Genomic DNA, 22057 nt, shown 5'->3' with positions numbered 1-22057 from the left:
AGTGCATACATTTAGTTTACCTCGATGGGCGTGGGAGAGTCAGGGTGATTAAAGAGGGCGGGGCTGAGAAGCGAATTGCATACCATCCCGCTTGCGGCACGAGGAGGAGATGGTTTTTGATGACCAGTTTCGGATCGGCAACTTGCCATGCCGTATTCCCCGATATGTGCCAGTGGCCTGCAGGCAGGTAGAGCAACAGGCGATGGAACGATTGAGGGATTGGGGGCGTTGAGATGGTGATAGAGGAGAGATTCTGCATGGCTTTGTAGAAGCCGTTCATAAAATCGAGCGCAGTGACCAGTGGACTATTCGCCGAAGGTTGGGTAAAGGCCATCGCTTCGAGGAGTGTGTGACTTCCATAGACGGCGTCAATGTAGAGACAAAAAGCGGTGTAGTTATCCATTCCTACGGCATCCGTGCGTGAGAGCCAAGCGGAGGAAAAGCGTGGAGCAAACGCGATGCGAGAGATAAGCGGGAAGATTTGAAGATTGAGATAAGCTGTGAGGTCATCGCGAGTACAAAATGGGAGGCCAGACGAAGGTATTTCGCCATTTATCATATCACGCGAGAGCCAGTAGAGAAAGAGTCGCTCGCCAAGCACGCCGTTTGCCCACGGTTCTGGGGCTGTGTAGCCGGTTACTCCGGGAAGAATGTAGTGGCCATATTCATGAGCCAGCTCGCGGCACCATTCGATAGAAGAGCGTTTGGCGTAGATATTGTAAATGTAAATTTGATCTCGGAACTGTTCCCCGCCAACGTCGGCATTTGCATAGTTTGTTGGGGAGAGCCAAACAGAAACCGGTTGTTGGGCTGGATGATCGAAATGGAGATGTTGGTGTACCTCATGGTAGAGAAACAGGTAAAAACGACCTACTTTGTCCGCAAGCTCGGCATCCGAGGTGTCAGGAGCATAGATGCGGAAGCGGAGTGAGTTGTCTTCAAAGGGGGCCGTGTAGCCCAAAAGTTCAAAATGATACATCTGCCGATCGTGGGGGTTAAAAATGGATGTCGTTTTATCGAGAGGAACTAATTTCCCAAGTTCTTTTAGGGTGGCTGTTTGATAGATTAATAGGGAGGAGCTACCTAAGAGCCGCCTCATGATGCAGTAGGATGGAGATGTGAGCGGGAGGCAGAGGGCGTGCTGAGATTGGGCAAGTGGCAGAAAACAGCACAGGAGTTTAAGTAAAAAAGGTCTCATTCGGTAGCACAAAAGTGCCGAAAATAGATCACAAAGTCGGTATAGGGTTTGAAACATGGAGCTTTCTCAACTCGAAATACGGATTGCACGCACGCCATCCCTGCCTTTGCTGTCGAGCGCAGCGAGCGAGATCATGGGGATGGCCGATCACCATACAAATATTCGCGAATATGAACGTATTATCCTACGTGATCCCGCGTTAGCCGCAAATATTCTGCGAGCGGCCAACTCTGCTTATTATGGCGGTGATGGAAGCCTGACCAATTTGTCGCAGGCGATCGCGCGACTTGGGATCAACACCGTGCGCTCCATCTGTATTACGGCCGCTTTCCATTGTTCTCTCAACGGAAGGCGCCTTCACAAACTCTTCGATTCGCAATCGTTTTGGCAGCATTCGCTGGCGGTGGCCTGTAGTTGTAAGATACTTGCAGCCATGATCCATTACTCAGATCCCGAGCTGGCCTTCATTGCAGGGCTGTTGCATGACATAGGCAAACCTGCGCTCTACATGTTTCTGCCATTACAGATGAATCTGGTTCATGAGACGGTGCAATCGGAAAACTTAACTCAATTTCAGGCGGAGTATGCCATCATGCAGTTTACGCATCAAGAGTGTGGGAGGTTGGTTGCAGGCCGTTGGCAGCTGCCGGCTGTGTATCATGAGGCTATAGGGAATCATCATGACCCGATGTCATACGGGCAGGAACCTGATACGCTTGCCTTGCTCGTTCATATGGGCAACGCTTTGGCGCATCGTGCCGGGATAACCTGCATTCTTGGCGAGGCTGACGCAGGATTTGATGAAGCTGTAGTGGCCGAACTGGATTTGGATGTTGAACAGTTCGATGCTCTTGCGAAAATCATCGCTGCGGAGGTTGCGAAGCTGAGCTTTCAACAGTAGGGCAAGATGTTGCTACGGACAAGAGCGTACGAAGCCTTGAGGTGTTATATCTGGGCATGCGTTGCAGGAGAGAGAAAGCTTCAGGGAATGTGAGGCGGATGAAAAGTTTTTAACTGTGCGAGCGAGGTGGGGGGGACGATTTTGCCTTCAATGATCATCTGCTGAATGACCGCCAATTTTTTCAGAACAGCAGGTGGAATAAGCTGTTTCGTATACCGCATCTCACTTAGTCCGACGCCACCCTCTTTCAGTCCGTAGATATGCTCACCGGGGGTGAAGCGGTTGTCTACGACACGTTGGATGGTATCACAAACCGCCCGGTCTACGTGCTTGACCATGCTGGTAAGAACGCGGCCTGGGGCAAGATAGTCCTGATCCTGGTCAACTCCAATAGCAAAATAGCCCGGCCCTCGCGCCTTGGCCGCCTCGATAACGCCTAATCCCGCTTTTCCTGCGGCATGATAGATAATATCGTCTCCGGCAGCAAACTGCTGTTCGGCCTGACTACGCCCTTTGAGCACATCGTTCCAATCGCCGGTGTAGGTTGCAGTGACTTTCACCGAGGGGTCTGCAGTCTCCGCCCCGGCCCGATAGCCCGCTTCAAACTTCTCGATGAGAGGGATTTGTTGCCCACCCACAAAACCGATTTTCTTTGTTTTACTCATGGAAGCGGCCAGGAAACCGGCAAGGAAGGAGCCTTCTTGTTCTTTAAAAACGAGGCCGGCGCAGTTAGGGAGATTAGGACCGGGGTCATCTATGATGGCGAATTTCGTGTTAGGAAACTGGGGAGCCACCTGTTTAAGGGCATCTTCCATGGCGTAGCCTACGGCAAAAACCACTTTATAACCTTGACGGGCCATGTTGGTAAGATTAGTTTGGTAATCGGAGGGGCTGTGGGATTCGACCCATTTCAGAGAGTCTGGTGCGAGGTGCAGCTTCTGTTGGGCGCACTTAAGGCCGTTGATGGCGCTCTGGTTGAAGGAGCGATCATCAGGCCCACCGACATCGAGCACCAGGGCGGCGATTTTGGGCGCGGTTGGCGCCTTCGCACACCCAGTGGCGAGGGCGGCACCGAGCAGAAGTAAGGCCACGGCGAGTAAGTGACGACGTTGCATTGGGCTAGGGTCTCAGTTTATGAATGGCAATCCCTTGGGTATCTAGGGCCGCTTCGCCCATGGCTTCGGAAAGCGTTGGATGCGCATGAATAGTAGACATTAGCTCCTCGACAGTCGACTCAAGCTTGATGGCGACTACGGCCTCGTGAATCAGCTCCGTGGCATAAGGGCCAACGATATGCACGCCGAGTACCTCGCCGTATTTTCTTTCCGAGACCACCTTGATCATGCCTTCTTGTTCGTTGATAGCCATGGCACGGCCAAGGGGACGAAACGGAAAACGGCCGATAACCACATCGTATCCTTTGTCGCGTGCCTCCTCTTCGGTGAGGCCTACGGATGCCACTTCGGGTGAGGTGAAAATGGGGGCAGGAACGGCACGGTAGTCCATTTTAACCCTGTGCCCCATTGCATTTTCGGCAGCCACGATGCCCATATGTGAGGCGAGGTGGGCGAGAAGTTGCTTGCCCGTTACATCTCCGATGGCGTAGACATGGGGCACATTGGTCTGCAGGTACTCGTCCACCACGATGCCACGGCGCGAGAGAGGGCCGTCGGTGACCGTTTGAACTCCGATGGTTTCAAGGCCGAGGTCTGCTATGCGGGGGCGCCGTCCGGTGCCCACGAGAACGACATCGGTTTCTATTTCCATCTGCTTGCCGTTCCCGTCTTCGATGGTGACCAAGCGGGAGGAACGTTTGTGTTGAACGGCGGTTACTTTTGAGTTGATATGGAAAGTGATACCCTGTCGGGTCAATGCCTTTCGAAGCTCTGCGGCGATCTCTCTATCACCGGTAGGAAGGATTTCGGGAGCTATTTCTACAACGGTTACATCCGCACCAAGTCCACGGAAGGTATAGGCGAACTCAAGCCCTACAGCACCCGCTCCGAGAATGACCATGCGTTTTGGGCATTCTTTGGCGGAAACCGCTTCATCGCTTGTCCAGATGCCGTTACTGCTTTCCCCTCGCTTGTCTTTGGGATTCCGTTCGAGGCCGGGAATAGGAGGGAAGATCGGCTCTGAGCCGGTGGCAATGATTGTGTTTTGGGTTGTAACGATCTCTGTGGAGCCATCGGGTTTGGTAATTTCGATAGTATGGGCATCTTTGAAGCGGCCTGTACCGATGATGCTTCGCACGTGATTGCTTTTAAGGAGAGATTGCACTCCTTTGCGGAGCGTGGTAACGACCTTTTGTTTGCGTTGCATCATCACATCGAAATTGAAGGCGATGGTACCCTGAATCTGCACCCCCATAACGTCGGCCTGCCTAACGTGATGCAGTCGCTCGACGCTAGCGATCATGGTTTTGGTTGGGATACAGCCCCAGTTAAGGCAGGTTCCACCCCATTCGGCGTCTTCTTTTTCAATGCAGACGGTTCGGGCACCAAGTTGAGCGGCACGAATGGCGCAAACGTAGCCCCCTGGGCCGGAGCCGATCACGACTACATCGGCATCAAAGGAGGATGGCGACGTCATAAGTTGTTAGTTCTCCGAAGATTGTTGTTTCTGGAATCGGTGTACAAAGGCAGTAGAAACGCAGGTTATGAGAGTGAAGAGGATAGTATTATAGGGACACGTTGACCTCATGTTGAAAGTATAGCACACATTTTCTGAGGAGGTCAATGTAGAGAACGGAGAGGAGTGCCGTTTGTAGGATTAGCTGGCGGCTTGCAGCAGCGCTTCTAATTCGCGAATGTGGGTAATACGGTTGCGTCCGTTCTGCTTGGAGTGATAGAGCGCGCGATCCGCTTTTTCTATGAGTTCAGCGCGATGCTGGATCTCCGGCGTAAGGGAGGCCACGCCGATGCTGATGGTGATGGGCCGAAAAGCCCAATTCTCCGAAGCGATCGTGGTGCGGTACCTTTCTGCGAGTGCTAAAGCTCCATCGGCAGGGGTGTTAGGTAAGATGACGGCAAACTCTTCACCACCATACCGGCAGACGAAATCTGTCTGTCGCGCCACTAAAGTCAGCAGGCGTGCCACATGCTGAAGGACTTCATCCCCGGCGAGATGGCCATAGGTGTCGTTATAAAGTTTAAAGTGGTCAACATCGAGCATGAGCAGGGAGAGCGGCAGTTGATAGCGCCTTGCTCGGCGGAACTCGATCTCGAGTTGTTCCTGAAAGACACGATGGTTTTTTAAGCCCGTAAGGCCGTCTATAGTAGCTAGGGTAGAAAGCCGAGCATTCACGCGTTCCAGTTCGCGCTTTTGGCGGGTCAGCTCTTTTCGGCTAGCGTTAAGTTTAGCTAAGAGATTCTCGCGCTCGGTTACATCACGGGAGGCGCAAAGGATGGCCTCGGGACGTCCCTCGTTGTCTACAAGAAGTGTAGCCTTTGTTTCTAGGTAAAGGAAGTGCCCGTCCTTATGACGGCATCGCCAAACGATCGTACGCGTTTTATTACGGCTCTGCTGCATCAACGCAAGGGGACGCAGACGTTTGAGATCGGAGGGGTGCGCAAGGTCGGTAATAGCGCTATGCATAAGTTCAGAAGGAAGGTAGCCAAGGACTTTCTGGACTGAAGGACTAACGAACAGGAAGGCTCCATTAAGTGTGTGAAGGCTCACGACGTCATCTATCGCAGTAGCTACCAGTTCATAGATATCGGCGACATTGGTGAACTGTGGGGTTGGGCGGCTAGATTTCTCAGCAGCTGTAATCATCTGCAACACCGGTTCTCCGGTGTCTCCTGTGCATTTCTTCATGATAGACTTTTCATCCCCAGAAGGGGGCTGTTTGTACACTGCGGTCACCGACTTATCCTATTGGCTGCATTCTACTGATATTGACCGATTGAAAGTCCAATAAGTTCAGTCGGCCCGTCCTCAGTTTTATACGTTAGATCAGGCTCTATCTTCGCAAAAAGCTTTGTAGGGCAAACCAGAGGTTGGCAGGACGTTCGGCCAGTCGGCGCATTGTGTAGGGGTACCAATGATCGCCAAAGGGGGTGTAGATGCGAATGTTGTAACCTTCCTTTGCGATCTGCTGTTGGAGAGGGCGTCGAACACCGTAGAGCATCTGGAATTCAAATCGGTCTTTCGAGATGTTATGCTCTTTGGCAAAAAGTTTCGCCGCGGTGATTAGTTGCAGGTCGTGTGTGGCTAGGGCCGGGTAGTTCCCCTCGAGCAGAAGACGTTGCATAAGTTTGAGGTAGTTAGCACGGATGTCGTCCGGTTTCTGAAAGGCGATGGCGGGTGGCTCTTTATAGGCCCCTTTGCACAATCGGACACGTGCTTTAAGGCGAATCAACTCCTCGATGTCTGCCTCGCTGCGATAGAGATAGGCCTGAATGACGACACCGAGATGGTTCTGATATTCCGGTCGTTTTTTGAGTATCGTGTAGAAAATGTCGAGAGTTTTTTGCGTATAGGCAGAGCCTTCCATGTCTATACGAATGAATAGGTCGGGCAGTGCTGCCTTCACCAGGGTGTCGAGGTTTCGTTGTGCAAGATCGGGGTCAATATCGAGGCCAAGCGAAGTGAGTTTAAGCGAGATGCTTGCTTTCAACTGTTCTCGGCGGATGAGGCTCATGAGATTGAAGTAAGTGGTAACAACCTGTTCAACCTCTTTTGGGGAGGTGATGCTTTCGCCAAGATAATCGAGGGTAGCGGTCATACCGGCCTGATTCAGTGCACGGACGGGTTCTACGATCTCTTCAAGGGTCTCCCCGGCAATGAAACGCCGAGCGATGCGGACTGCAAGGGAGTTTTTGCGGGCGAAAGTTTCGAGGCCACGATTTTGGGCCATTTGCAGTAGAAGGGTACGGGTTAGCATGAGAAACTCTCCTCATTGAGAAGTTTCGGCAAGGCTCTTGTTAAACTTAAGCATAAGGATACCATTTGAACCCTCTTCATTTCGGAGTACGTATGGAAGCACAACGGAGGTTTCAAAGAAGGAGATGTGGATAGAATGGAGAAATTAAGTAAAAAAAGAAGTCACTAGAGGAGTGGCAGTTGAAATATCACGCGCTTGATACACCTGCGCTGCTTGTTGATCGCGAGCGGTTGGAGGCCAACATCCGTAACATGGCAGAGCTAACTCGTTGTCATGGCAAGATGTTGCGACCCCATGCGAAGACCCATAAAACACCGGAGATCGCCCATATGCAGCTTGCCGCCGGGGCGGTAGGTTTGACCGTTGCGAAGTTAGGTGAAGCGGAGGTTTTCGCCGAAGCAGGGTGCACGGAACTATTTATTGCTAACCAAGTTGTAGGAGAGCACAAGTTAGAACGCTTAGTAAGGCTTGCACGCAACTGCAAGGTTCGGGTTGGGGTGGATAGCCTGGAGGTAGCCGTTCCTCTGAATGAGGCAGCTAAGCGTGCGCGCGTTCGCATCGGTGTGCGGTTAGAGGTAGATACGGGCTTGCATCGGGCCGGCGTTCGCACAAAGGACGAGGCGATGGAGGTGGCACATGCCCTCGCGCGGCTGTCGAATCTGGAATTGGACGGCCTTTTTACTTACGAGGGACATCTCTACCAGGCAAACAGCGATCAAGAACGCGCTTCTGCGATCGCGAAGATGGCAGAGGAGTTGATCGATCTAAGAGAAAGTCTCGTAAGACAAGGGATTCCAATTTCTGTTGTCAGTGTCGGTTCCACTCCGGGGGCGCGGTTTACCGCTCCGATTCCGGGGCTTGATGAGTTGCGGTGCGGGGTTTACGTTTTTAATGATCGCATGCAGGTGGCGCGGGGAGCGCCACATGAGAGTTGTGCCCTAGCGGTGCTGGCAACGGTGACAAGCGTTCGACCGGATGGCCGGGTTATTGTGGATGCTGGCACCAAAGCCTTGGCCGGTGATAAGCCGTTTGCCGATCAGACGATGGGGGAGATTTTGGAAGACCCCTCTCTGCGTTTTGTGGCAGCAAGTGAGGAGCATGGGCATTTGCAGGCCGAAGGAGGCACCCGATTACGGGTGGGAGATAAGGTGAGAATTGTGCCGAACCATGCCTGCACTTGTGTGAATCTGCACGAGCGCATGTATGTGGTGAAGGGAGAGGAGGTGGAGGATGTTTGGGAGATCAAGGCTAGAGGGAAGTTTCTTTAGGAAGGCAGGAGTCCGCACCTCGCTCTTTGGTATGTGCGGTGACGATGGGCTAGATGAGATTTGCGTATGAGAAGTCAAAAGTTTAAGGCAAGGGGGTATGACAGGTGAAAAAATTTTTAGTCTGTTTCACAAGCCTCTTAACCGCGCTCTATGGGGGACCTGCGGCGAGCGCCAGCCCGCCTAAGCATCCGCATGCGAGAGTTGCAAATCAGGCGATAGTTGTGAAGGCTGGGACGCCGAAAGCTTTGCGGGAAGAGCTGCATGCCCTACACGGGCATGTGGTGTTGATCAACTTTTGGGCTACATGGTGTGGTCCGTGCGTCGCCGAATTCCCAGAGCTTGTGGCACTGGCCAAAAAGTATACATCTCACGGACTGCGCTTGATAGCGGTATCGGTGGATCAGCCTAGCGATAAGAAGCAAGTTGTCGCTTTCTTAAAAAAGCACCGTGCACCGATGTCTGCCTATATCGCTTCCACCAACGACGCACTACAGTTTTTAAAGCCCTATGATCCGAAGATGGACGGGGCTATACCTCGGACTTACGTTTTCGACAAAGCCGGCAGGTTGAGAGCGCGTATTGTGGGGCAAATTGACCCCACTAAGCTTGAGTTAGAGATACGCGATTTGCTGGCAGTAAAGAGCCGACTATCAAAGAAATAGATAAGAGGACACAGTCATGCCGACCGAAGCCCAACTGCTTGATCCCGCTTTTCTAAGAAAGCTTGAGCAACTATCCTTGGTGTGTAGGAAACCGTTTCCGGGCCAGATGAAGGGCGAGAAACGTTCCACACGTCGTGGGAGCAGCGTGGAGTTCACCGATTATCGCGAGTATATCCCAGGTGATGATCTGCGTTATGTGGATTGGAATATGGCGGCTAGAAGCGAGCGTTTCTATCTTAAGCTATTTGTCGAAGAGGAAGACCTCTTCCTGGCGTTGTTGGTGGATAGTAGTCGTTCAATGGGGTTCGGAGAGCCACGCAAAATAGACTATGCCAGACGGCTTGCGGCAGCAGTAGGATACATCGGGCTTGTTAATTACGATAGAGTGGTCGTTCAGCCCTATTCATCCTCACTGGAGAAACCTTTGCCTGTTCAGCGGGGAAGGGTTGGGATCGCGCCCCTTTTTGCCTATCTGCGCCAGTTGGAGGCTGCGGAGCGAACCGACTTTGCGGTAGCCCTTCATCGCTTTGCTGCTGGGACGCGAAGTAGGGGGCTGGCTATGGTCATTTCCGACTTTTTCGACCCACACTGGCGTGATGGCTTGAAATCGCTGTTTGCCAGAGGTTTTCAGGTAACCGTGTTACACCTGCTGGCTCCTGACGAAATAGAGCCTGTGTTAAGGGGGGACTTGAGAATTATTGATAGCGAAACAAGTGAAAACCGCGAACTCAGCATAACGCCTCAACTTTTGCAGCGTTACCGGCAAACGTTAGATAGTTTTTGCGGGGAGATTGCCGCCTATTGTCGCCGATATGGTGCAGATTATCTGCGCATCTCTTCCGAGCAGTCGTTGGAGGAGGTGACTTTACGCTCCTTACGAAGGATGGGTTTATTACATTAATCTCATGTGCGGGAGAAGGATATAATGTGGCCTAAGTATAAATTTTTGAGAACGACTTGCAAAATAAAATGCGATCTGGTATACTAGAAAAGAACTCAAACGAACAGACGTGTGGTAGGTTCGTTCGAGGAATTAAAAGTGTGGATGCTGCTATCCATGCAAAGCAAATTCAAACTCGTTTATAGGTAGGTACCTGGATCATGTCTCGAGTGAAGCATTTCATGGGCGACATTGAGGAGTGGGAGCGATCGCCGGTAACGGCGCAGGAGTTGTCTGCATTAGCTCCTCAAAGTGACGATCTGTCGTTGCGGGAGCAGGCGGAGCGACTAGAAGAGCTGCTGCCTTATCTCGTGCGCTGGCTTTACGCGCTATCTCTGGATCATCCCACCAGTGAGATGCCGCTTGCCCAGTTGCGGATGTGCACGCTGCTGCAGTACGGCCCTCGAAACCTTTCGTCGTTAAGCGAGGAGATGGGCATCACGGTAAGTGCGGTTACACAGCTTGCAGATCGTTTGGAGCAGGCCGGACTCGTGGTACGGATGGTAGGGAACCAGGACAAGCGCACGCGCATGCTGCAGCTGTCGGAAAAGGGGCGACAACTGATGGAGGAGCGCAGAGCTTTGCGTGTACAACGTGCCGAAGCAGCCTTGGCGCAACTTCCTCAGGCGAGGCGTCGTGCCCTTTTACAGTCGCTACAGATGCTTTTGCGGACGGCACCCACAGTGGCGGACTGGTATGCACCCTCTCCTCGATATGGGATGAGACGCAAGGGGGGGCAGCGTCTGGGTTAGTCCCTTATCACCTGTTTATGCCCGTTGGCTAACCGTTCCTCCTAGAAAGTGTTGGGATGTAGGTGCGACGTAATGCTGGTCGGCTTGCGTCGTAGAAGAGGTCGTCCTGTTTTTTTTAAGTTGGTCGTCCCTCGTTTCAGGGGGACGACCTTCTGTTTTTGGTATAATTTGTCAGGGCTGACAGGGTATTCTGTCTCAGTACCGCGTGAGCCAGAGAGGAGTTCGAAAAGGAGAGGATGGTGCCTGCTGTAGATCGTGTTGTGGGGGTGCATTCGCGCTCACTGGTTACCGGAGCCGGAGCGATATGGCGTTTTCGCGAGGTTCCTCGTCCGAATGTTTCTCCGTCCACACAGCTTGATTGGCTGCCGGCATCGGTGCCGGGGTTTGTACACCTAGACCTGTTGCGGCAGAAGGCGATACCGCACCCCTATATCGATCTCCAGGAACGCAGCGTGCAGTGGGTAGACGAGCGCGATTGGGAATATGAGGGAGTGTTCTTCTTAGAATCCCTACCAGATGGAGTTGTCTATCTTTGTTTTGAAGGACTCGATACAGTTGCCGAAATCGAGCTGAATGGTCGGCCTTTAGGGATGGTGGATAATATGTTTGTGCCCCACGAGTTTGAGGTGAGGGAGCTTTTGAACTATGGGGACGGGGAGGCGGGGAGGAACGTATTGCGTGTTCGATTCTACTCAGCGCTACGTATTGGCCGCGAACGTTTACACGCATGGGGCAAGGCTGGCAACGTTACGCTCCCCGAACAGTGGTTTAGTTGGGGGCCGCGAGCCTTTGTTCGCAAAGCTCAGTACATGTATGGTTGGGATTGGGGCCCAGAGTTGGTTTCTTGTGGAATTTGGAAAGACGTGAAATTACTGTTTGTGCCGGTAGCGCGCTTCCTGCATCTTCGATACCAGATACTTTCGTTGTCAGAGGAGCGGGCTATCGTGCGGCTATATGCAGAGGTCGAGCGCAATCCTCAGTGGAAGCAGCATGCTCTGACTCTAAAGGTGAGAATGCGCGGAAAGAGCGGCACGATCTTTGGCGAAACGGAGATACCGCCCGATTCGCAGCATATGGAGGCCAGTCTAGATGTAACGATTGAGAAGCCCCATTTATGGTGGCCTAATGGGTGTGTGGATGTAAGTGAAAGGGGAACTGCCTATAGGACAGAGTGGATTCTGGAGTGCGAGGGACGAACACTAAATGTTGCTCGCTGCCAGATAGGTTTGCGAAAAGTAGAGCTTGTGAGGCAGCCGGACGAATACGGTGAGAGTTTTGGATTTCGGGTAAACGGTCGAGAGCTGTTTATGAAGGGAGCAAACTGGATTCCGGCAAGTTCTTTTCCTGAACACTCGGCCTCTACCCATACCGACGCAGACTCCGTCTATAATCTCCTACGTCAAGCGGCTGATGCCGGTATAAATATGCTGCGGGTATGGGGGGGTGGGCTTTATGAGTCCGAGCAGTTTTACTCGTTATGTGATCAGTTTGGCATCCTCGTGTGGCAAGATTTTCCTTATGCTTGTTCCTACTACCCAGATACGGACGAGTATGCTGAGAAGGCGGCCGCAGAAGCCCGGACGGCTATTCGTCGTTTGCGCCTGCATCCTTCGCTGGCCTTGTGGTGTGGGAACAATGAGAACCAGCAGATGCATTATGATGGCTGGGTCGGTAAGTCGAATCTCCCGGCACGATTTTTGGGCGAGAAGCTCTATGAGGAGATACTGCCTAGGGTTGTGGCGGAGGAGGACCCTGATCGGCCTTACTGGCCTGGATCACCTTATGGAGGGGAGAACCCAAACAGTGAAGAGAGGGGAGATCGGCATAACTGGAACGTATGGCATGGTGCCGGCGACTGGGTGCACTATCGCGAGGATAAAGGCCGCTTCATTTCCGAGTTTGGGTTCGCTTCCTCTTGCAGCTTAACTTGTTGGGAACGGTGGCTTTCACCCGAGATGCGCTGGGCCCATTCGCCTGCCGTAAGATGGCATGATAAGACCCGAAAAGGGTATGAGACCTATTTGGGGTTGATCGCTCTCCATTTTCCCTACCCCCGTCAGTTGGAAGACCTTGTCTACTATTCACAGTTGAATCAGGCAGAGGCACTGCGTTGTGGCATTGAGCATTGGCGGCGAAATAAGGCGCGATGTCGGGGCACGCTCTTTTGGCAATGGAACGACTGTTGGCCGGTGCAGTCCTGGTCTGTTATAGATTATGAGGGCGTACCAAAAGCGGCTTATTATGCTGTCAAGCGCGCCTACGCACCGCTTCTGGTATCTTTATTCTTAGAGGAGAATGCCCTTGTGGTTTGGCTCGTGCAGGATTCGGAGGAACCGTTGCAGGGCGTTCTGCATGTACAGGTTTGCGATTTTTGTGGGCAGGTTCTCGTGCAGAAGTCTTATGAGGTGCAGGTAGCTGCTGATGGCGCTGTGGAGGTTGACCGCTTATCTTTAGGCTTATCCGAAGCGATGCGTCGAGAAAGTTTTGCGTGGGGGCGTTTTGAAGGGGCACACGGTAAGCATTCCGAGTCCTTAATTCTATTATGTGAGCCAAAAGATATCGTTCGATCCGACCCCGGCTTGGAGTGGGAACTTATTGGGGGAATCGAGCGATGGATTATACGATGTCGCGCACAACGTTTTGCCCCCTATGTCTGGCTGCGTTTGGAGGGGGGAGTGCCCGGACGGTTCAGCGATAACTTTTTCTGTTTACGTCCAGGTGAGGAAAAGCAGGTTTCGCTCGAGCTGGAGGAAGCAGCGATTTCAGAGGAGACCCTACGTCAAGCTCTGCGTATTAGAGTGTTTTAAGAAGATTAAGAAAGGGTAGAAGTGTTCTATGACGGAGTACGAGGCTTGTATCGGTATGGAATGCCATGCCGAACTTCTGACAGAAAGCAAAATGTTTTGCGGCTGTAGAAACGAATTCGGAGGAGAGCCGAACACGCGTTGCTGCCCGGTCTGCACGGGAATGCCGGGAAGTTTGCCGGTGGCAAACCGGCAGGCGGTGGAACATGTAATCCGGGCCGCGCTGGCTCTTAACTGTGAAATCAATCCGAAGGCCAAGTTCGACCGTAAAAACTACTTCTATCCCGACTTACCGAAAGGTTACCAAATCAGCGAATACGATGAGCCGATCGGTCGTAACGGGTATCTGGATATCGAGGTCAATGGCGAGATTAAGAGGGTACGTATTCGTAGGGTGCATCTAGAGGAGGATACGGGCAAACTGTTTCATATGCCTGGAAACGAAAGCTACATTGACCTCAATCGCAGTGGTGTTCCGCTGATGGAGATCGTAACCGATTTTCCGCCCGATATCCACACACCCGAAGAGGCGAGGGCCTATTTGGTGAAGCTCCGAGCTATTTTGACTTATATCGGCGTATGCGATGGCAAGATGGAGCAAGGTTCTCTTCGGTGTGAGCCAAATGTTTCTGTGCGGGTAAAGGGAACAAAAGAGTATGGAACGAAGACCGAGATAAAGAACTTGAACTCTTTCCGCTCCGTTCAGAAGGGAATAGAGTATGAGATCGCACGACAGATCGCCTTACTGGAACGAGGAGAGAGGGTTGTGCAAGAGACGCGCGGGTGGAACGAAGCGCGACAGGCTACATTTCCTCAGCGTTCTAAAGAGGTTGAGCAAGAGTACCGCTATTTTCCCGATCCAGACCTGGTGCCGCTGCAGATCACCCCAGAGTGGATTGAGGCGATAAAGGCCACGATGCCGGAACTGCCCGATGTCAAGAAGGCACGGTTTATGCGCGAGTACGGCCTATCGGATTACGATGCCTCCTACCTGACGGAGACAAGGGCGCTCGCCGACTATTTTGAGGAAACCGCGAAACATGCCGGCGATGCCAAGGCCGCTGCCAATTGGATTATGGGCGACTTGAGTCGGCTTTTGAATGCCGAAGGGAAAGAGATAGATGCCTGCCCTATAACGCCGCAACAGCTCGGCAGTATGATTCGGATGATAGCCGATGGCACGATTAGTGGTAAAATCGCAAAAACGCTCATCGAGTATATGTACCAGAGTGGGGAAGACCCCGACAAAATTGCGGCTCGAGAGGGGCTTATCACGCTACGTGACGAATCGGCGATACGGCAGATGGTTCAACAGGTGTTTACAGAGAATCCGAAGATTGTGGCCGATATCTTGGAAAAAGGACTCGTACAGAAAAAAGGCTTCCTTGTAGGTCAAGTGATGAAGCTCTCGCAAGGCAAGGCCGATCCAAAAGAGGTAAATCGTTTGATAGATGAGATTTTGGCAGCCGAGCAAAAGGTTCGTTAGGCCCATCTTGAGATGCCTTCTTCTCAAGGCCGAACCTAGGTTTCCCAGGAGAGCCTATGCTCTTCTAAGACAGGGCACTCTTTCTTTTACCCGCAGAAGAATGGGCAAGATGCCGGTGATGCTGTGGGTAGTTTGCCTCTTATGGGGTGTTCTGACGGTAACGGCAGCCAGGGCCGATCGGATTGATGAGTTAATCCATGCCCTCTCTTCACCGCAGGTCTCGTTACGTGTAGATGCTGCCCAGGCACTGGCGACGGTGAAAAGCCCACGCGCCATACCGGCTCTGCTGAAGGCCTTAGGCGATCCGGTTGCCTCTGTTCGGGCCAACGCGTTGCGCGGGCTAGCCAATACGCTAAAACCCAAAGAGGCACCGTTGCTTGTGCCCTATCTTAGAGACCAAAGCGTTTATCGCCGTGCTGGAGCAGCAGAACTCTTGGGGATTCTGGGTGATCGAAGGGCACTACCCGCGCTCGAAACGGCTGTTAATGATAGGTCACCTCTCGTTCGAGTTGAGGCGGTAACCGCCCTAGGAGAGATAGGGGATCCAAGTGCGGCAAAGGTTTTATGGGGGAGGCTAACGGACGTTAGTCCGCGTGTGAGGTTAGAGACGGTTGTTGCCTTAGGGCGACTGCGTGACGCCGCGTCTGCAGATAGGCTGTTGCCTCTTTTACAAGATTCCAATGAGAACGTGCGGATCGCCGCAGCCGTTTCTATCGCACAGATCGGCAATCGGAGTGTGGTGCCCGCTTTGTTACACCGGATGCAGATGGTGAGCACCGACCCTGATTTGAAGTATTATGCTGCCTATGCTCTTGGTCGTTTGGGAGATAAGCGTGCCGAATCCACCCTCATCAACGCGCTTAAGTATGGCAAAAATCGCTATCTTCGCGCACAAGCTGCCGCCGCTTTGGGAGGGTTGGGAATGAAAAGCACCGTGCCGGCATTGATCTTTGGGCTGCGAGATCGCTTTGTATTGGTGCGGTTTGCTTCCGCTCAGGCGTTAGGATGGTTGCGTGATAGACGTGCGGTTCCTGCACTCATACGTTCCCTGCATGACCCCAACGAGGATGTGCGGGAGCAGAGCGCCAAAGCGTTAGGACTTATTGGTGACAAGGCAGCTGTGCCTGCCCTCATCTATGCCGCATTTCACGATACGGACGATGCGATTCCCAAAGCAGCGGCGCTTGCCCTTGGACGTATAAAAGATAGGCGTGCGTTGCCTGCGCTTGAGAAACTTTCACGAAGCGCCGACCCGATTGTGCATGAGGCGGCCAAGTGGGCATTAACGCAGTTCAAACGGTAGTGAGTCTCAAGGTGCAGGCTGTGGTAGACAAAAATAGAGTTGTGGGAATCCGTTCATTTTACCGTATACTTAGTTTGAATGGATTTCTTCGGCGAGTGGGATTTTAACAAGGATGTGGAGATTATGTACCAAGACCAGATTGACCGCTTAAGAGGTGCTGTCGGGCGCTGTATCGGCTTGATAATCATCCTGATGTCATCTACCCTTATAATCGGTAGCGCGTTGGGTGAGGGGCCTTCTGGCAATAAGAAGCCGCACCCCGTCTCTTTCTCAAACGCCAAAACGCCGGAACAGGTAGATGCGATTGGTAGCCGGATATTAAGAGACGTGGCTGCCGAGCCGGCTACGGCAGATGCCATAACAGCAGAGGCGTTACGCGATCTGTATGAACAAGCCGATGCACATTTCGATGCGGGCGAGTACAATCACTGTATCAACCTCAACCAGATCGTCGCCCAGGGTGATCCTCATAATGTTGAGACCTACGCAAACAACGCTTGGCTTTTATGGTCTACCGATCGGGCACAGGAGGGGATCGCTACTCTGAAACGGGGTATTGCAGCGAATCCAGATACCTATTATATGTACGATGAGATGGGGGATTTCTATTGGCTCTATTTGAAGGACCCCAAGTCGGCCATTCCGTATTATGAAAAAGCCGTTCAGTTCAAGTGTCCTTGGTTCACATGGCATAATCTTGCCCACTGTTACGAGCAGTTAGGGGAATGGAGCAAAGCAGCAACAGCTTGGGAGCACGCAGCGCAGTATCCTGACGACCCCATTGCAAGCATTCATCTGAAACGCGTGAAAGAAAAGCTGGCCCAGCAGCATTTGGGAGGATAGGACAATGTATTTCGGGGAACCGATGGGGATAGGTAGCATTATTCTGTGGGTCTTGAACCTACTAAACCTGCTTTTGTTGGTCTATGTGATCGTCTCATGGCTTCAAGTGTTCCGCGTGGATTTGGGGCCGTTTCGTCCGGTAGCGCGTTTTTTGGATTCCATCTTCGAGCCGATGTTAGCTCCCATACGTAGGCTTGTTCCACCGGAGAAATTAGGTGGTTTAGACTTGTCACCTCTCATTCTAATTATAGCCTTACAATTTGTGGCTCAGTTGGTGGTACGTTTGATCGGCCCCTAGTAACTGATAGGTAAGTATCTGTATCCCCATTAAGATTAAGTATCAAAAAAAACCGCCCCGGAGCTGCTAACGGGGCGGTTTGCTCAGAAGTGAGCCATTTTAAGGATGAGCTGGAGCTGCTTGTTGTCTCGTCTGATTCATCATTCTCTGTTGGGCCTCTTCATTGATCTTTTGGATCATTTTGAGTGCCTCCGGTGGTGGACCTCCTGGAGGCGGTTTGCTCTCCATGCGCTTTATGTCCGCAGGCGACATGGTGTTATCCACGTTGCAGCCCATAAGGCTTATGGTTGCGCTCAATGTGGCTAATAAGGCGAGCGCCAGCCGTTTATATTGGACTTTAGGCATTTTGATCCTAGACCTTTCTTGGAATATCGGTGCTAAACTTACTGCCGCGTTGCATCCCACATATTATTTTGAGGTTGGTTGATCGGGTCTGGATCGGTAGCCGTAGGCGTCATAGCTTTTACATGACCGTCGGCAAAGGCAAAGTTAGCTTTTTGTGCGTGCACGGCAGTGACGGCTCCGTTAGGCCCGTTGGGATCGTAGGGATTGGTAACAGAGTTGGCCGGGATGGTGCCATTCGGAATCTCGCCAGGCGAGAAGCCATCCCACCAGTTCACACCGGTGAACATACAGCCGGGGCCAAAGTCGAGCAGGTTGCCCGGAATCGAGTTGATGTTAGGTTGCAGGGCATCCTTCTCGGTAAAGAGAATGGTTTCTGCAGGGCGCCCGATCCGAGCTTGTGATGTGGTAGTGTTGCCCATCCAGCTTTGCGACATGCCCATAACACCAAAGACGCTCCAGTTGGAACCATCCCATTTCATATAGCCATTGGAGGCATAGGAAAGGCGAATTCCACCCCAAGGTTGGGTCCAGGAGGGAGGGGTTCCAATGGGATCATCGGGGCAGCGAAACACCTGCAGATTTTGCACGTAGGGTTGTACGAGCACGTACCAGGTATTCGCATACCAGCTCTGTTGCAGGCCGGTGGGGAAAACCTCGTCATAGTCTTGGGTATACATGAGGATCGAGGTTGCAAGTTGCTTCTCATTAGAGACGCAGGAGATCGCCCGTGCTTTTTCCCGTGCCTGAGCGAACACAGGGAAGAGAATAGCTGCCAGAATCGCTATAATCGCGATCACGACAAGCAGTTCGATGAGCGTAAAAGCTTTTCGTTGCATTTACTTGTCTCCCAATAGGTTGTATAGATAAACAGCCGTTGAATTTAGTTCAGAACAAGGGAAACGAGCCTCGATAATCGAAACAATTCAATTATCGTTTTCTGTATCATCTTCATTGAGATGGGATGTTCTCGTATCCGTTGTCGAACTGTTTCGATTATACCCCCTGCAGAATGGACATGTCAATAGCAGTCCTACGAGTTTTTATTGGCTATGAAATTAAGAGGGGCTAGAGGTTTAAATATCGGATTACAGCTTCGTAAGCCATACTCGGAGTTTAGGGGTAACAGGAGATTTTGCGTTGAGCGTCGAAGTTAAACTTCAAACTTTTGAGAGAAAGGGGTTTCGATGGAAAAGTCCATACGTATTGGCATTATCGGTTGCGGCCAGATCGCTCAGATACACCTTCAGAACTACGCCCGTATCTCTGGAGTAGAGGTGGTAGCTTGTGCCGACATTGATCGGGTGGCTGCAGATAGCACAGCGGCAACATTTTCCATTCCAAATGTACATTATCGGACACAAGAACTGCTTAAACGAGACGATCTGGATGCTGTAGATATATGTCTGCATAATAACCTCCATATGCCCGCAACCGTCGCTGCTTTGGAACGGGGGCTGCACGTCTACTGCGAAAAGCCAATGGCCGGCTCCTATCGTGATGCGGTAACGATGATAGAGTGTGCCCGCGAGAAAGGAAAAATGCTGCACATCCAACTCGGTTTTCTCTATTCCGACGAGACCCGGGCCGCGAAAGAGCTTATTGATAACGGTTGCTTAGGAGAAATATACCACGCACGCTCTACCGGTTTTAGGAGGCGAGGACGGCCCTACGTGGATGGCTATGGAAAAGCCCCCTTTGTGCAAAAAGCCATGTCCGGCGGAGGTGCTCTTTATGATATGGGCGTCTACCATATCTCCCAACTCCTCTACTTGCTTGGCAACCCAAAGGTCGAACGTATAACCGGTAAGACCTATCAGAAGCTGCCGATGGATGAAGAGAGGCGACGAGCGGCCGGCTACAGTGTAGAAGAGCTGGCGATGGGTTTTGTGCGCTTTGAAGGGGATTTAACGATGGATATCATCGAAGCGTGGGCGATTGAGTTAGATGGATTTGAAGGCTCATCGCTTGTAGGAACAAAGGGCGGTGTGCGTCTGCAACCCTTTGGATATTACCAAAGCGTGGGCGATCTTGACCTCAATGCAACCACGAGTTTAAGTGCTGCGCGATTCCGTTGGAATAGTCTTCGGGGAGAGGGAGACCTATTCGGTAGCTCTCAGCAGCACTGGGTAGCCGCTTTGCAAGGGCGTGTGACGTTGTTGCCGACGGCTGAAATCGCTTTGAATACCATGCTTATCTCCGAGGGCATCTATCTTTCGGCAGAGCGCGGTGAGGAGATATCGGCCGAGGAGGTAATGGCGTTATCTAAATCTACAGCACTCCCGCTATAGGCTCGATACGCATATTTTTGCCGTTTGCCTAACGCCGGCAAGGTAAAAGCTACCACTTACCAGTAGGCCAGGTATTAGGGGCGGAATGCCCCAAAGGTCCCGGTAGTTGCCATGGTAATGCCACCAGCCCAGCCCAAGGTCTAGGAAGGCGATGAGGGAACCATAAAGCATCGCCTGAAAAGCGTAGCGGGCTGGGATTTTCCATTTTGGTGGACATAGGTAGGCGCCGACCAGTGGCAACAGCAGTCCCGATACGATGAGATTACCAAAAAGATACCACTGTTCTACCACGGAACGTACCATCAAGGCGATCCCAATAGAGATAAATGAAGTAAGTAAAAGGCCGATACGAGTATAACGTGGAACGTTCTGTGGCCCGGCTTCGTTTCGAAGACGCCATATAAAGTCTCTTCCGATGGTCATGGCCGAGATAAATGTATAGGAGACGGTTGCGGCCATAATGGGGGCCAGCATCCCGACATAGAAAAAGCCGCGAAGGCCGTGTGGCAGAACCCGTGCTGCAATGAGAGGAAAGGCTAAGGTGGGATCGCTTAGATTCGGGAAAAGAACACGAGCAAACGTTCCTGTAAGAAAAGTAAGGGAATCGAAAATAAACCAGCAGACAACGGCGACGAGAATGCCAAGCGTGGCGATGCGTGGGGTTTTGGCGGCATAGCAGCGCTGATGAAACCCCGGATCGGTAAACGTTTGTAGTGCGATGACGCTCCATGCCAGAAGCCATAACACATTGTGGTTGCCGAGGGCAGTAAAGTAGTGGGGCGGGAGTGGGTGCGTACGAAGAAGGGGCCGAATACCCCCGAATTTTGTTAAACAGAAGACCACCGTAAAAATGAAGCCGGAAAACATGAGCAGGAATTGTAGTGTGTTAACACGTACATCGGCCAAAAAACCGCCTATGAGTGCATAAATGATCGAGAAAAGCGTTCCTATCAGCATCGCCAACCAGAGAGGCCATCCAAACAGGAGTTGAAGCAGAATTCCAAGCATGAGCACATACTGCGATGGAGTGGCGTAGAGAAAGGCTAGCAAGGCTCCAAGTAGAGCGGTTCCTCTGTCGTACTCCATTTCCAGCCGATCGGGAATGGTATAGAGGCTGGCGCCTGCTTGACGAACACGCTTTGCTAGAAGCAAAGCAAAAAGGATGGCAAATAGATAGTAAGGTAGACCGTTCGCTGCCCAAGCTGCAAGGCCATCGGTATAGACGAACTCGCCGGCGCCCAAAATTCCACCGTACCATGTGGCCACTAGGGTCGCAACAAATACAGGCAAGCCAAGGTTGCGATTTGCAATTAGGTAGTCTTCGGTGGTGATACGGTTTCTTCGTAGTCCAATCCACAGAAGAAAAGCCAGGTAGATGATTAAAAACGACCAGTCGTAAAGAGAAAAATGCGGGTTTGTCATGGGGTTGGTGTCTCCATGATGGAGGAGCTTAATAGGCAGAGGAAAATCGTTCCCTGCACTATCTCGACATCAACGCTGTGCCCGAGCGCCTTATTGCTTACCGCACGCGTTCCGGGTTGTAACAAGAGGTGATCGGCCTCCCATAAGACACCGCGGATAGAAATGATAGCAGGTTCTGGTGCAATAACTGAGATTATATCGTTCGGCTGAGTGGGGATTATATGCTTATTCGGGATACTGCTAGCAGCAGAAAGGCACCACACAGAGGTGTCTGCTTCCTGAATGCAGAGCCCCATTTTTTGATGCCAAGACAGTAGAAGCGCGAGATTTGCAAGCGTATGATCGAGCCTGCCGCCGGTGGCTCCTAGTATGGTAACCTGAGTCGCACCACGATCTTTGGCCAGTTGAAGCGACTTTTCTAGGTCAGCATAGTCTTGATTAGCTGCAACGATGATTTCCGCTGAAGGAAACAGTTGGCGCGCCTGCGCTTTATCTATGGAGTCAAAATCCCCACAAATGAGGTGAGGTTGAAGCCCAAGGTCAAACGCTTTTGCGGCAGCGCCATCCGTAGCGATGATAAGGTCTGCGGTACTTGCAAGACGTTGGGCTAGATCGTGCGGAGGTGGTGAGCCGTTAGCGAGGATAAGTACGTGCATATT

General features: G+C 52.0%; 20 protein-coding genes. 11 read left to right on the top strand and 9 right to left on the bottom strand.

Annotation, left to right across the window (positions count from 1 at the left end):
- Positions 1-16: 16 nt before the first annotated feature.
- Positions 17-979 (bottom strand): hypothetical protein, encoded by a 963-nt coding sequence (locus VKV18_RS09345; RefSeq protein ID WP_324203938.1) that lies wholly within the window; start codon positions 977-979, stop codon positions 17-19.
- A 274-nt stretch (positions 980-1253) separates the two neighbouring features.
- Between VKV18_RS09345 and VKV18_RS09340 the strand changes: the two genes are divergently transcribed.
- Complete coding sequence (locus tag VKV18_RS09340) at positions 1254-2099, top strand: HDOD domain-containing protein (protein ID WP_324203937.1); 846 nt, start codon at positions 1254-1256, stop codon at positions 2097-2099.
- Between the two features lie 80 nt (positions 2100-2179).
- Here VKV18_RS09340 and VKV18_RS09335 read toward each other — a convergent pair whose 3' ends face one another.
- The 4 genes from VKV18_RS09335 to VKV18_RS09320 all read right to left on the bottom strand — a co-directional run bounded on the left by VKV18_RS09335 (position 2180) and on the right by VKV18_RS09320 (position 6987).
- Complete coding sequence (locus VKV18_RS09335; protein ID WP_324203936.1) at positions 2180-3214, bottom strand: BMP family ABC transporter substrate-binding protein; 1035 nt, start codon at positions 3212-3214, stop codon at positions 2180-2182.
- 4 nt (positions 3215-3218) lie between these two features.
- Positions 3219-4691 carry a dihydrolipoyl dehydrogenase gene (lpdA, locus tag VKV18_RS09330; RefSeq protein WP_324203935.1) on the bottom strand — a complete coding sequence of 491 codons (1473 nt, stop codon included), beginning with the start codon at positions 4689-4691 and terminating at the stop codon, positions 3219-3221.
- A gap of 180 nt (positions 4692-4871) precedes the next feature.
- Positions 4872-5918, bottom strand: coding sequence for a GGDEF domain-containing protein (locus VKV18_RS09325; protein WP_324203934.1), 1047 nt, complete (start codon positions 5916-5918; stop codon positions 4872-4874).
- A gap of 145 nt (positions 5919-6063) precedes the next feature.
- The gene (locus VKV18_RS09320) at positions 6064-6987 is read right to left on the bottom strand and encodes a proline dehydrogenase family protein (RefSeq protein WP_324203933.1); all 924 of its coding nucleotides are present in this window, start codon (positions 6985-6987) and stop codon (positions 6064-6066) included.
- A gap of 179 nt (positions 6988-7166) precedes the next feature.
- Between VKV18_RS09320 and VKV18_RS09315 the strand changes: the two genes are divergently transcribed.
- From VKV18_RS09315 to VKV18_RS09275, 9 genes are all read left to right on the top strand, one after another.
- The gene (locus tag VKV18_RS09315; RefSeq protein ID WP_324203932.1) at positions 7167-8255 is read left to right on the top strand and encodes an alanine racemase; all 1089 of its coding nucleotides are present in this window, start codon (positions 7167-7169) and stop codon (positions 8253-8255) included.
- 104 nt (positions 8256-8359) lie between these two features.
- Positions 8360-8917, top strand: a complete 558-nt coding sequence (locus VKV18_RS09310) for a TlpA disulfide reductase family protein (protein ID WP_324203931.1) — start codon at positions 8360-8362, stop codon at positions 8915-8917.
- A 16-nt stretch (positions 8918-8933) separates the two neighbouring features.
- Positions 8934-9818 carry a DUF58 domain-containing protein gene (locus tag VKV18_RS09305; protein ID WP_324203930.1) on the top strand — a complete coding sequence of 295 codons (885 nt, stop codon included), beginning with the start codon at positions 8934-8936 and terminating at the stop codon, positions 9816-9818.
- Between the two features lie 200 nt (positions 9819-10018).
- Entirely contained in the window at positions 10019-10609 is a 591-nt protein-coding gene (locus VKV18_RS09300) for a MarR family winged helix-turn-helix transcriptional regulator (RefSeq protein ID WP_324203929.1), read from the top strand.
- 236 nt (positions 10610-10845) lie between these two features.
- Positions 10846-13416, top strand: a complete 2571-nt coding sequence (locus VKV18_RS09295; protein ID WP_324203928.1) for a beta-mannosidase — start codon at positions 10846-10848, stop codon at positions 13414-13416.
- Between the two features lie 28 nt (positions 13417-13444).
- On the top strand, positions 13445-14899 hold the full coding sequence (gene gatB, locus VKV18_RS09290) for an Asp-tRNA(Asn)/Glu-tRNA(Gln) amidotransferase subunit GatB (RefSeq protein ID WP_324203927.1): 1455 nt from the start codon (positions 13445-13447) through the stop codon (positions 14897-14899).
- Between the two features lie 109 nt (positions 14900-15008).
- Positions 15009-16202 (top strand): HEAT repeat domain-containing protein, encoded by a 1194-nt coding sequence (locus VKV18_RS09285; RefSeq protein WP_324203926.1) that lies wholly within the window; start codon positions 15009-15011, stop codon positions 16200-16202.
- A gap of 123 nt (positions 16203-16325) precedes the next feature.
- On the top strand, positions 16326-17045 hold the full coding sequence (locus VKV18_RS09280) for a tetratricopeptide repeat protein (RefSeq protein WP_324203925.1): 720 nt from the start codon (positions 16326-16328) through the stop codon (positions 17043-17045).
- A gap of 4 nt (positions 17046-17049) precedes the next feature.
- On the top strand, positions 17050-17343 hold the full coding sequence (locus VKV18_RS09275; protein WP_324203924.1) for a YggT family protein: 294 nt from the start codon (positions 17050-17052) through the stop codon (positions 17341-17343).
- 99 nt (positions 17344-17442) lie between these two features.
- Here VKV18_RS09275 and VKV18_RS09270 read toward each other — a convergent pair whose 3' ends face one another.
- The gene (locus VKV18_RS09270; protein ID WP_324203923.1) at positions 17443-17688 is read right to left on the bottom strand and encodes a hypothetical protein; all 246 of its coding nucleotides are present in this window, start codon (positions 17686-17688) and stop codon (positions 17443-17445) included.
- Between the two features lie 38 nt (positions 17689-17726).
- Positions 17727-18524, bottom strand: coding sequence for a DUF1559 domain-containing protein (locus VKV18_RS09265; protein WP_324203922.1), 798 nt, complete (start codon positions 18522-18524; stop codon positions 17727-17729).
- A 348-nt stretch (positions 18525-18872) separates the two neighbouring features.
- Here VKV18_RS09265 and VKV18_RS09260 point away from each other — a divergent pair, with 348 nt between their 5' ends.
- Positions 18873-19976 (top strand): Gfo/Idh/MocA family oxidoreductase, encoded by a 1104-nt coding sequence (locus VKV18_RS09260; RefSeq protein ID WP_324203921.1) that lies wholly within the window; start codon positions 18873-18875, stop codon positions 19974-19976.
- Here VKV18_RS09260 and VKV18_RS09255 read toward each other — a convergent pair.
- A complete protein-coding gene (locus tag VKV18_RS09255) occupies positions 19971-21398 on the bottom strand; it encodes a sodium:solute symporter family protein (protein ID WP_324203920.1) in 1428 nt (475 codons plus the stop codon). The two genes, VKV18_RS09260 and VKV18_RS09255, sit on opposite strands and share 6 nt — an antisense overlap.
- Positions 21395-22054 carry a thiamine diphosphokinase gene (locus VKV18_RS09250; protein ID WP_324203919.1) on the bottom strand — a complete coding sequence of 220 codons (660 nt, stop codon included), beginning with the start codon at positions 22052-22054 and terminating at the stop codon, positions 21395-21397. The genes VKV18_RS09255 and VKV18_RS09250 overlap by 4 nt, the downstream gene beginning before the upstream one ends.
- Between the last annotated feature and the right edge of the window lie 3 nt (positions 22055-22057).

Source organism: Chthonomonas sp., assembly GCF_035294505.1.
In the GTDB taxonomy this organism is placed as follows: Bacteria; Armatimonadota; Chthonomonadetes; order Chthonomonadales; family Chthonomonadaceae; genus Chthonomonas.
Note: the sequence above shows the minus strand (reverse complement) of the source record. Positions and strands in the feature narration are given on the sequence as shown.

What these genes read in the sequence shown, in the direction of transcription:
- VKV18_RS09345 (WP_324203938.1), bottom strand. Translation starts at nt 979, where the DNA reads ATGTATCATTTTGAACTTTTGGGCTACACGGCCCCCTTTGAAGACAAC.
- VKV18_RS09275 (WP_324203924.1), top strand. Translation starts at nt 17,050, where the DNA reads ATGTATTTCGGGGAACCGATGGGGATAGGTAGCATTATTCTGTGGGTC.
- VKV18_RS09335 (WP_324203936.1), bottom strand. Translation starts at nt 3,214, where the DNA reads ATGCAACGTCGTCACTTACTCGCCGTGGCCTTACTTCTGCTCGGTGCC.
- VKV18_RS09280 (WP_324203925.1), top strand. Translation starts at nt 16,326, where the DNA reads ATGTACCAAGACCAGATTGACCGCTTAAGAGGTGCTGTCGGGCGCTGT.
- VKV18_RS09325 (WP_324203934.1), bottom strand. Translation starts at nt 5,918, where the DNA reads ATGAAGAAATGCACAGGAGACACCGGAGAACCGGTGTTGCAGATGATT.
- VKV18_RS09250 (WP_324203919.1), bottom strand. Translation starts at nt 22,054, where the DNA reads ATGCACGTACTTATCCTCGCTAACGGCTCACCACCTCCGCACGATCTA.
- VKV18_RS09300 (WP_324203929.1), top strand. Translation starts at nt 10,019, where the DNA reads ATGTCTCGAGTGAAGCATTTCATGGGCGACATTGAGGAGTGGGAGCGA.
- VKV18_RS09285 (WP_324203926.1), top strand. Translation starts at nt 15,009, where the DNA reads ATGCCGGTGATGCTGTGGGTAGTTTGCCTCTTATGGGGTGTTCTGACG.
- VKV18_RS09295 (WP_324203928.1), top strand. Translation starts at nt 10,846, where the DNA reads ATGGTGCCTGCTGTAGATCGTGTTGTGGGGGTGCATTCGCGCTCACTG.
- VKV18_RS09305 (WP_324203930.1), top strand. Translation starts at nt 8,934, where the DNA reads ATGCCGACCGAAGCCCAACTGCTTGATCCCGCTTTTCTAAGAAAGCTT.
- lpdA (WP_324203935.1), bottom strand. Translation starts at nt 4,691, where the DNA reads ATGACGTCGCCATCCTCCTTTGATGCCGATGTAGTCGTGATCGGCTCC.
- VKV18_RS09265 (WP_324203922.1), bottom strand. Translation starts at nt 18,524, where the DNA reads ATGCAACGAAAAGCTTTTACGCTCATCGAACTGCTTGTCGTGATCGCG.
- VKV18_RS09320 (WP_324203933.1), bottom strand. Translation starts at nt 6,987, where the DNA reads ATGCTAACCCGTACCCTTCTACTGCAAATGGCCCAAAATCGTGGCCTC.
- VKV18_RS09340 (WP_324203937.1), top strand. Translation starts at nt 1,254, where the DNA reads ATGGAGCTTTCTCAACTCGAAATACGGATTGCACGCACGCCATCCCTG.
- gatB (WP_324203927.1), top strand. Translation starts at nt 13,445, where the DNA reads ATGACGGAGTACGAGGCTTGTATCGGTATGGAATGCCATGCCGAACTT.
- VKV18_RS09255 (WP_324203920.1), bottom strand. Translation starts at nt 21,398, where the DNA reads ATGACAAACCCGCATTTTTCTCTTTACGACTGGTCGTTTTTAATCATC.
- VKV18_RS09260 (WP_324203921.1), top strand. Translation starts at nt 18,873, where the DNA reads ATGGAAAAGTCCATACGTATTGGCATTATCGGTTGCGGCCAGATCGCT.
- VKV18_RS09270 (WP_324203923.1), bottom strand. Translation starts at nt 17,688, where the DNA reads ATGCCTAAAGTCCAATATAAACGGCTGGCGCTCGCCTTATTAGCCACA.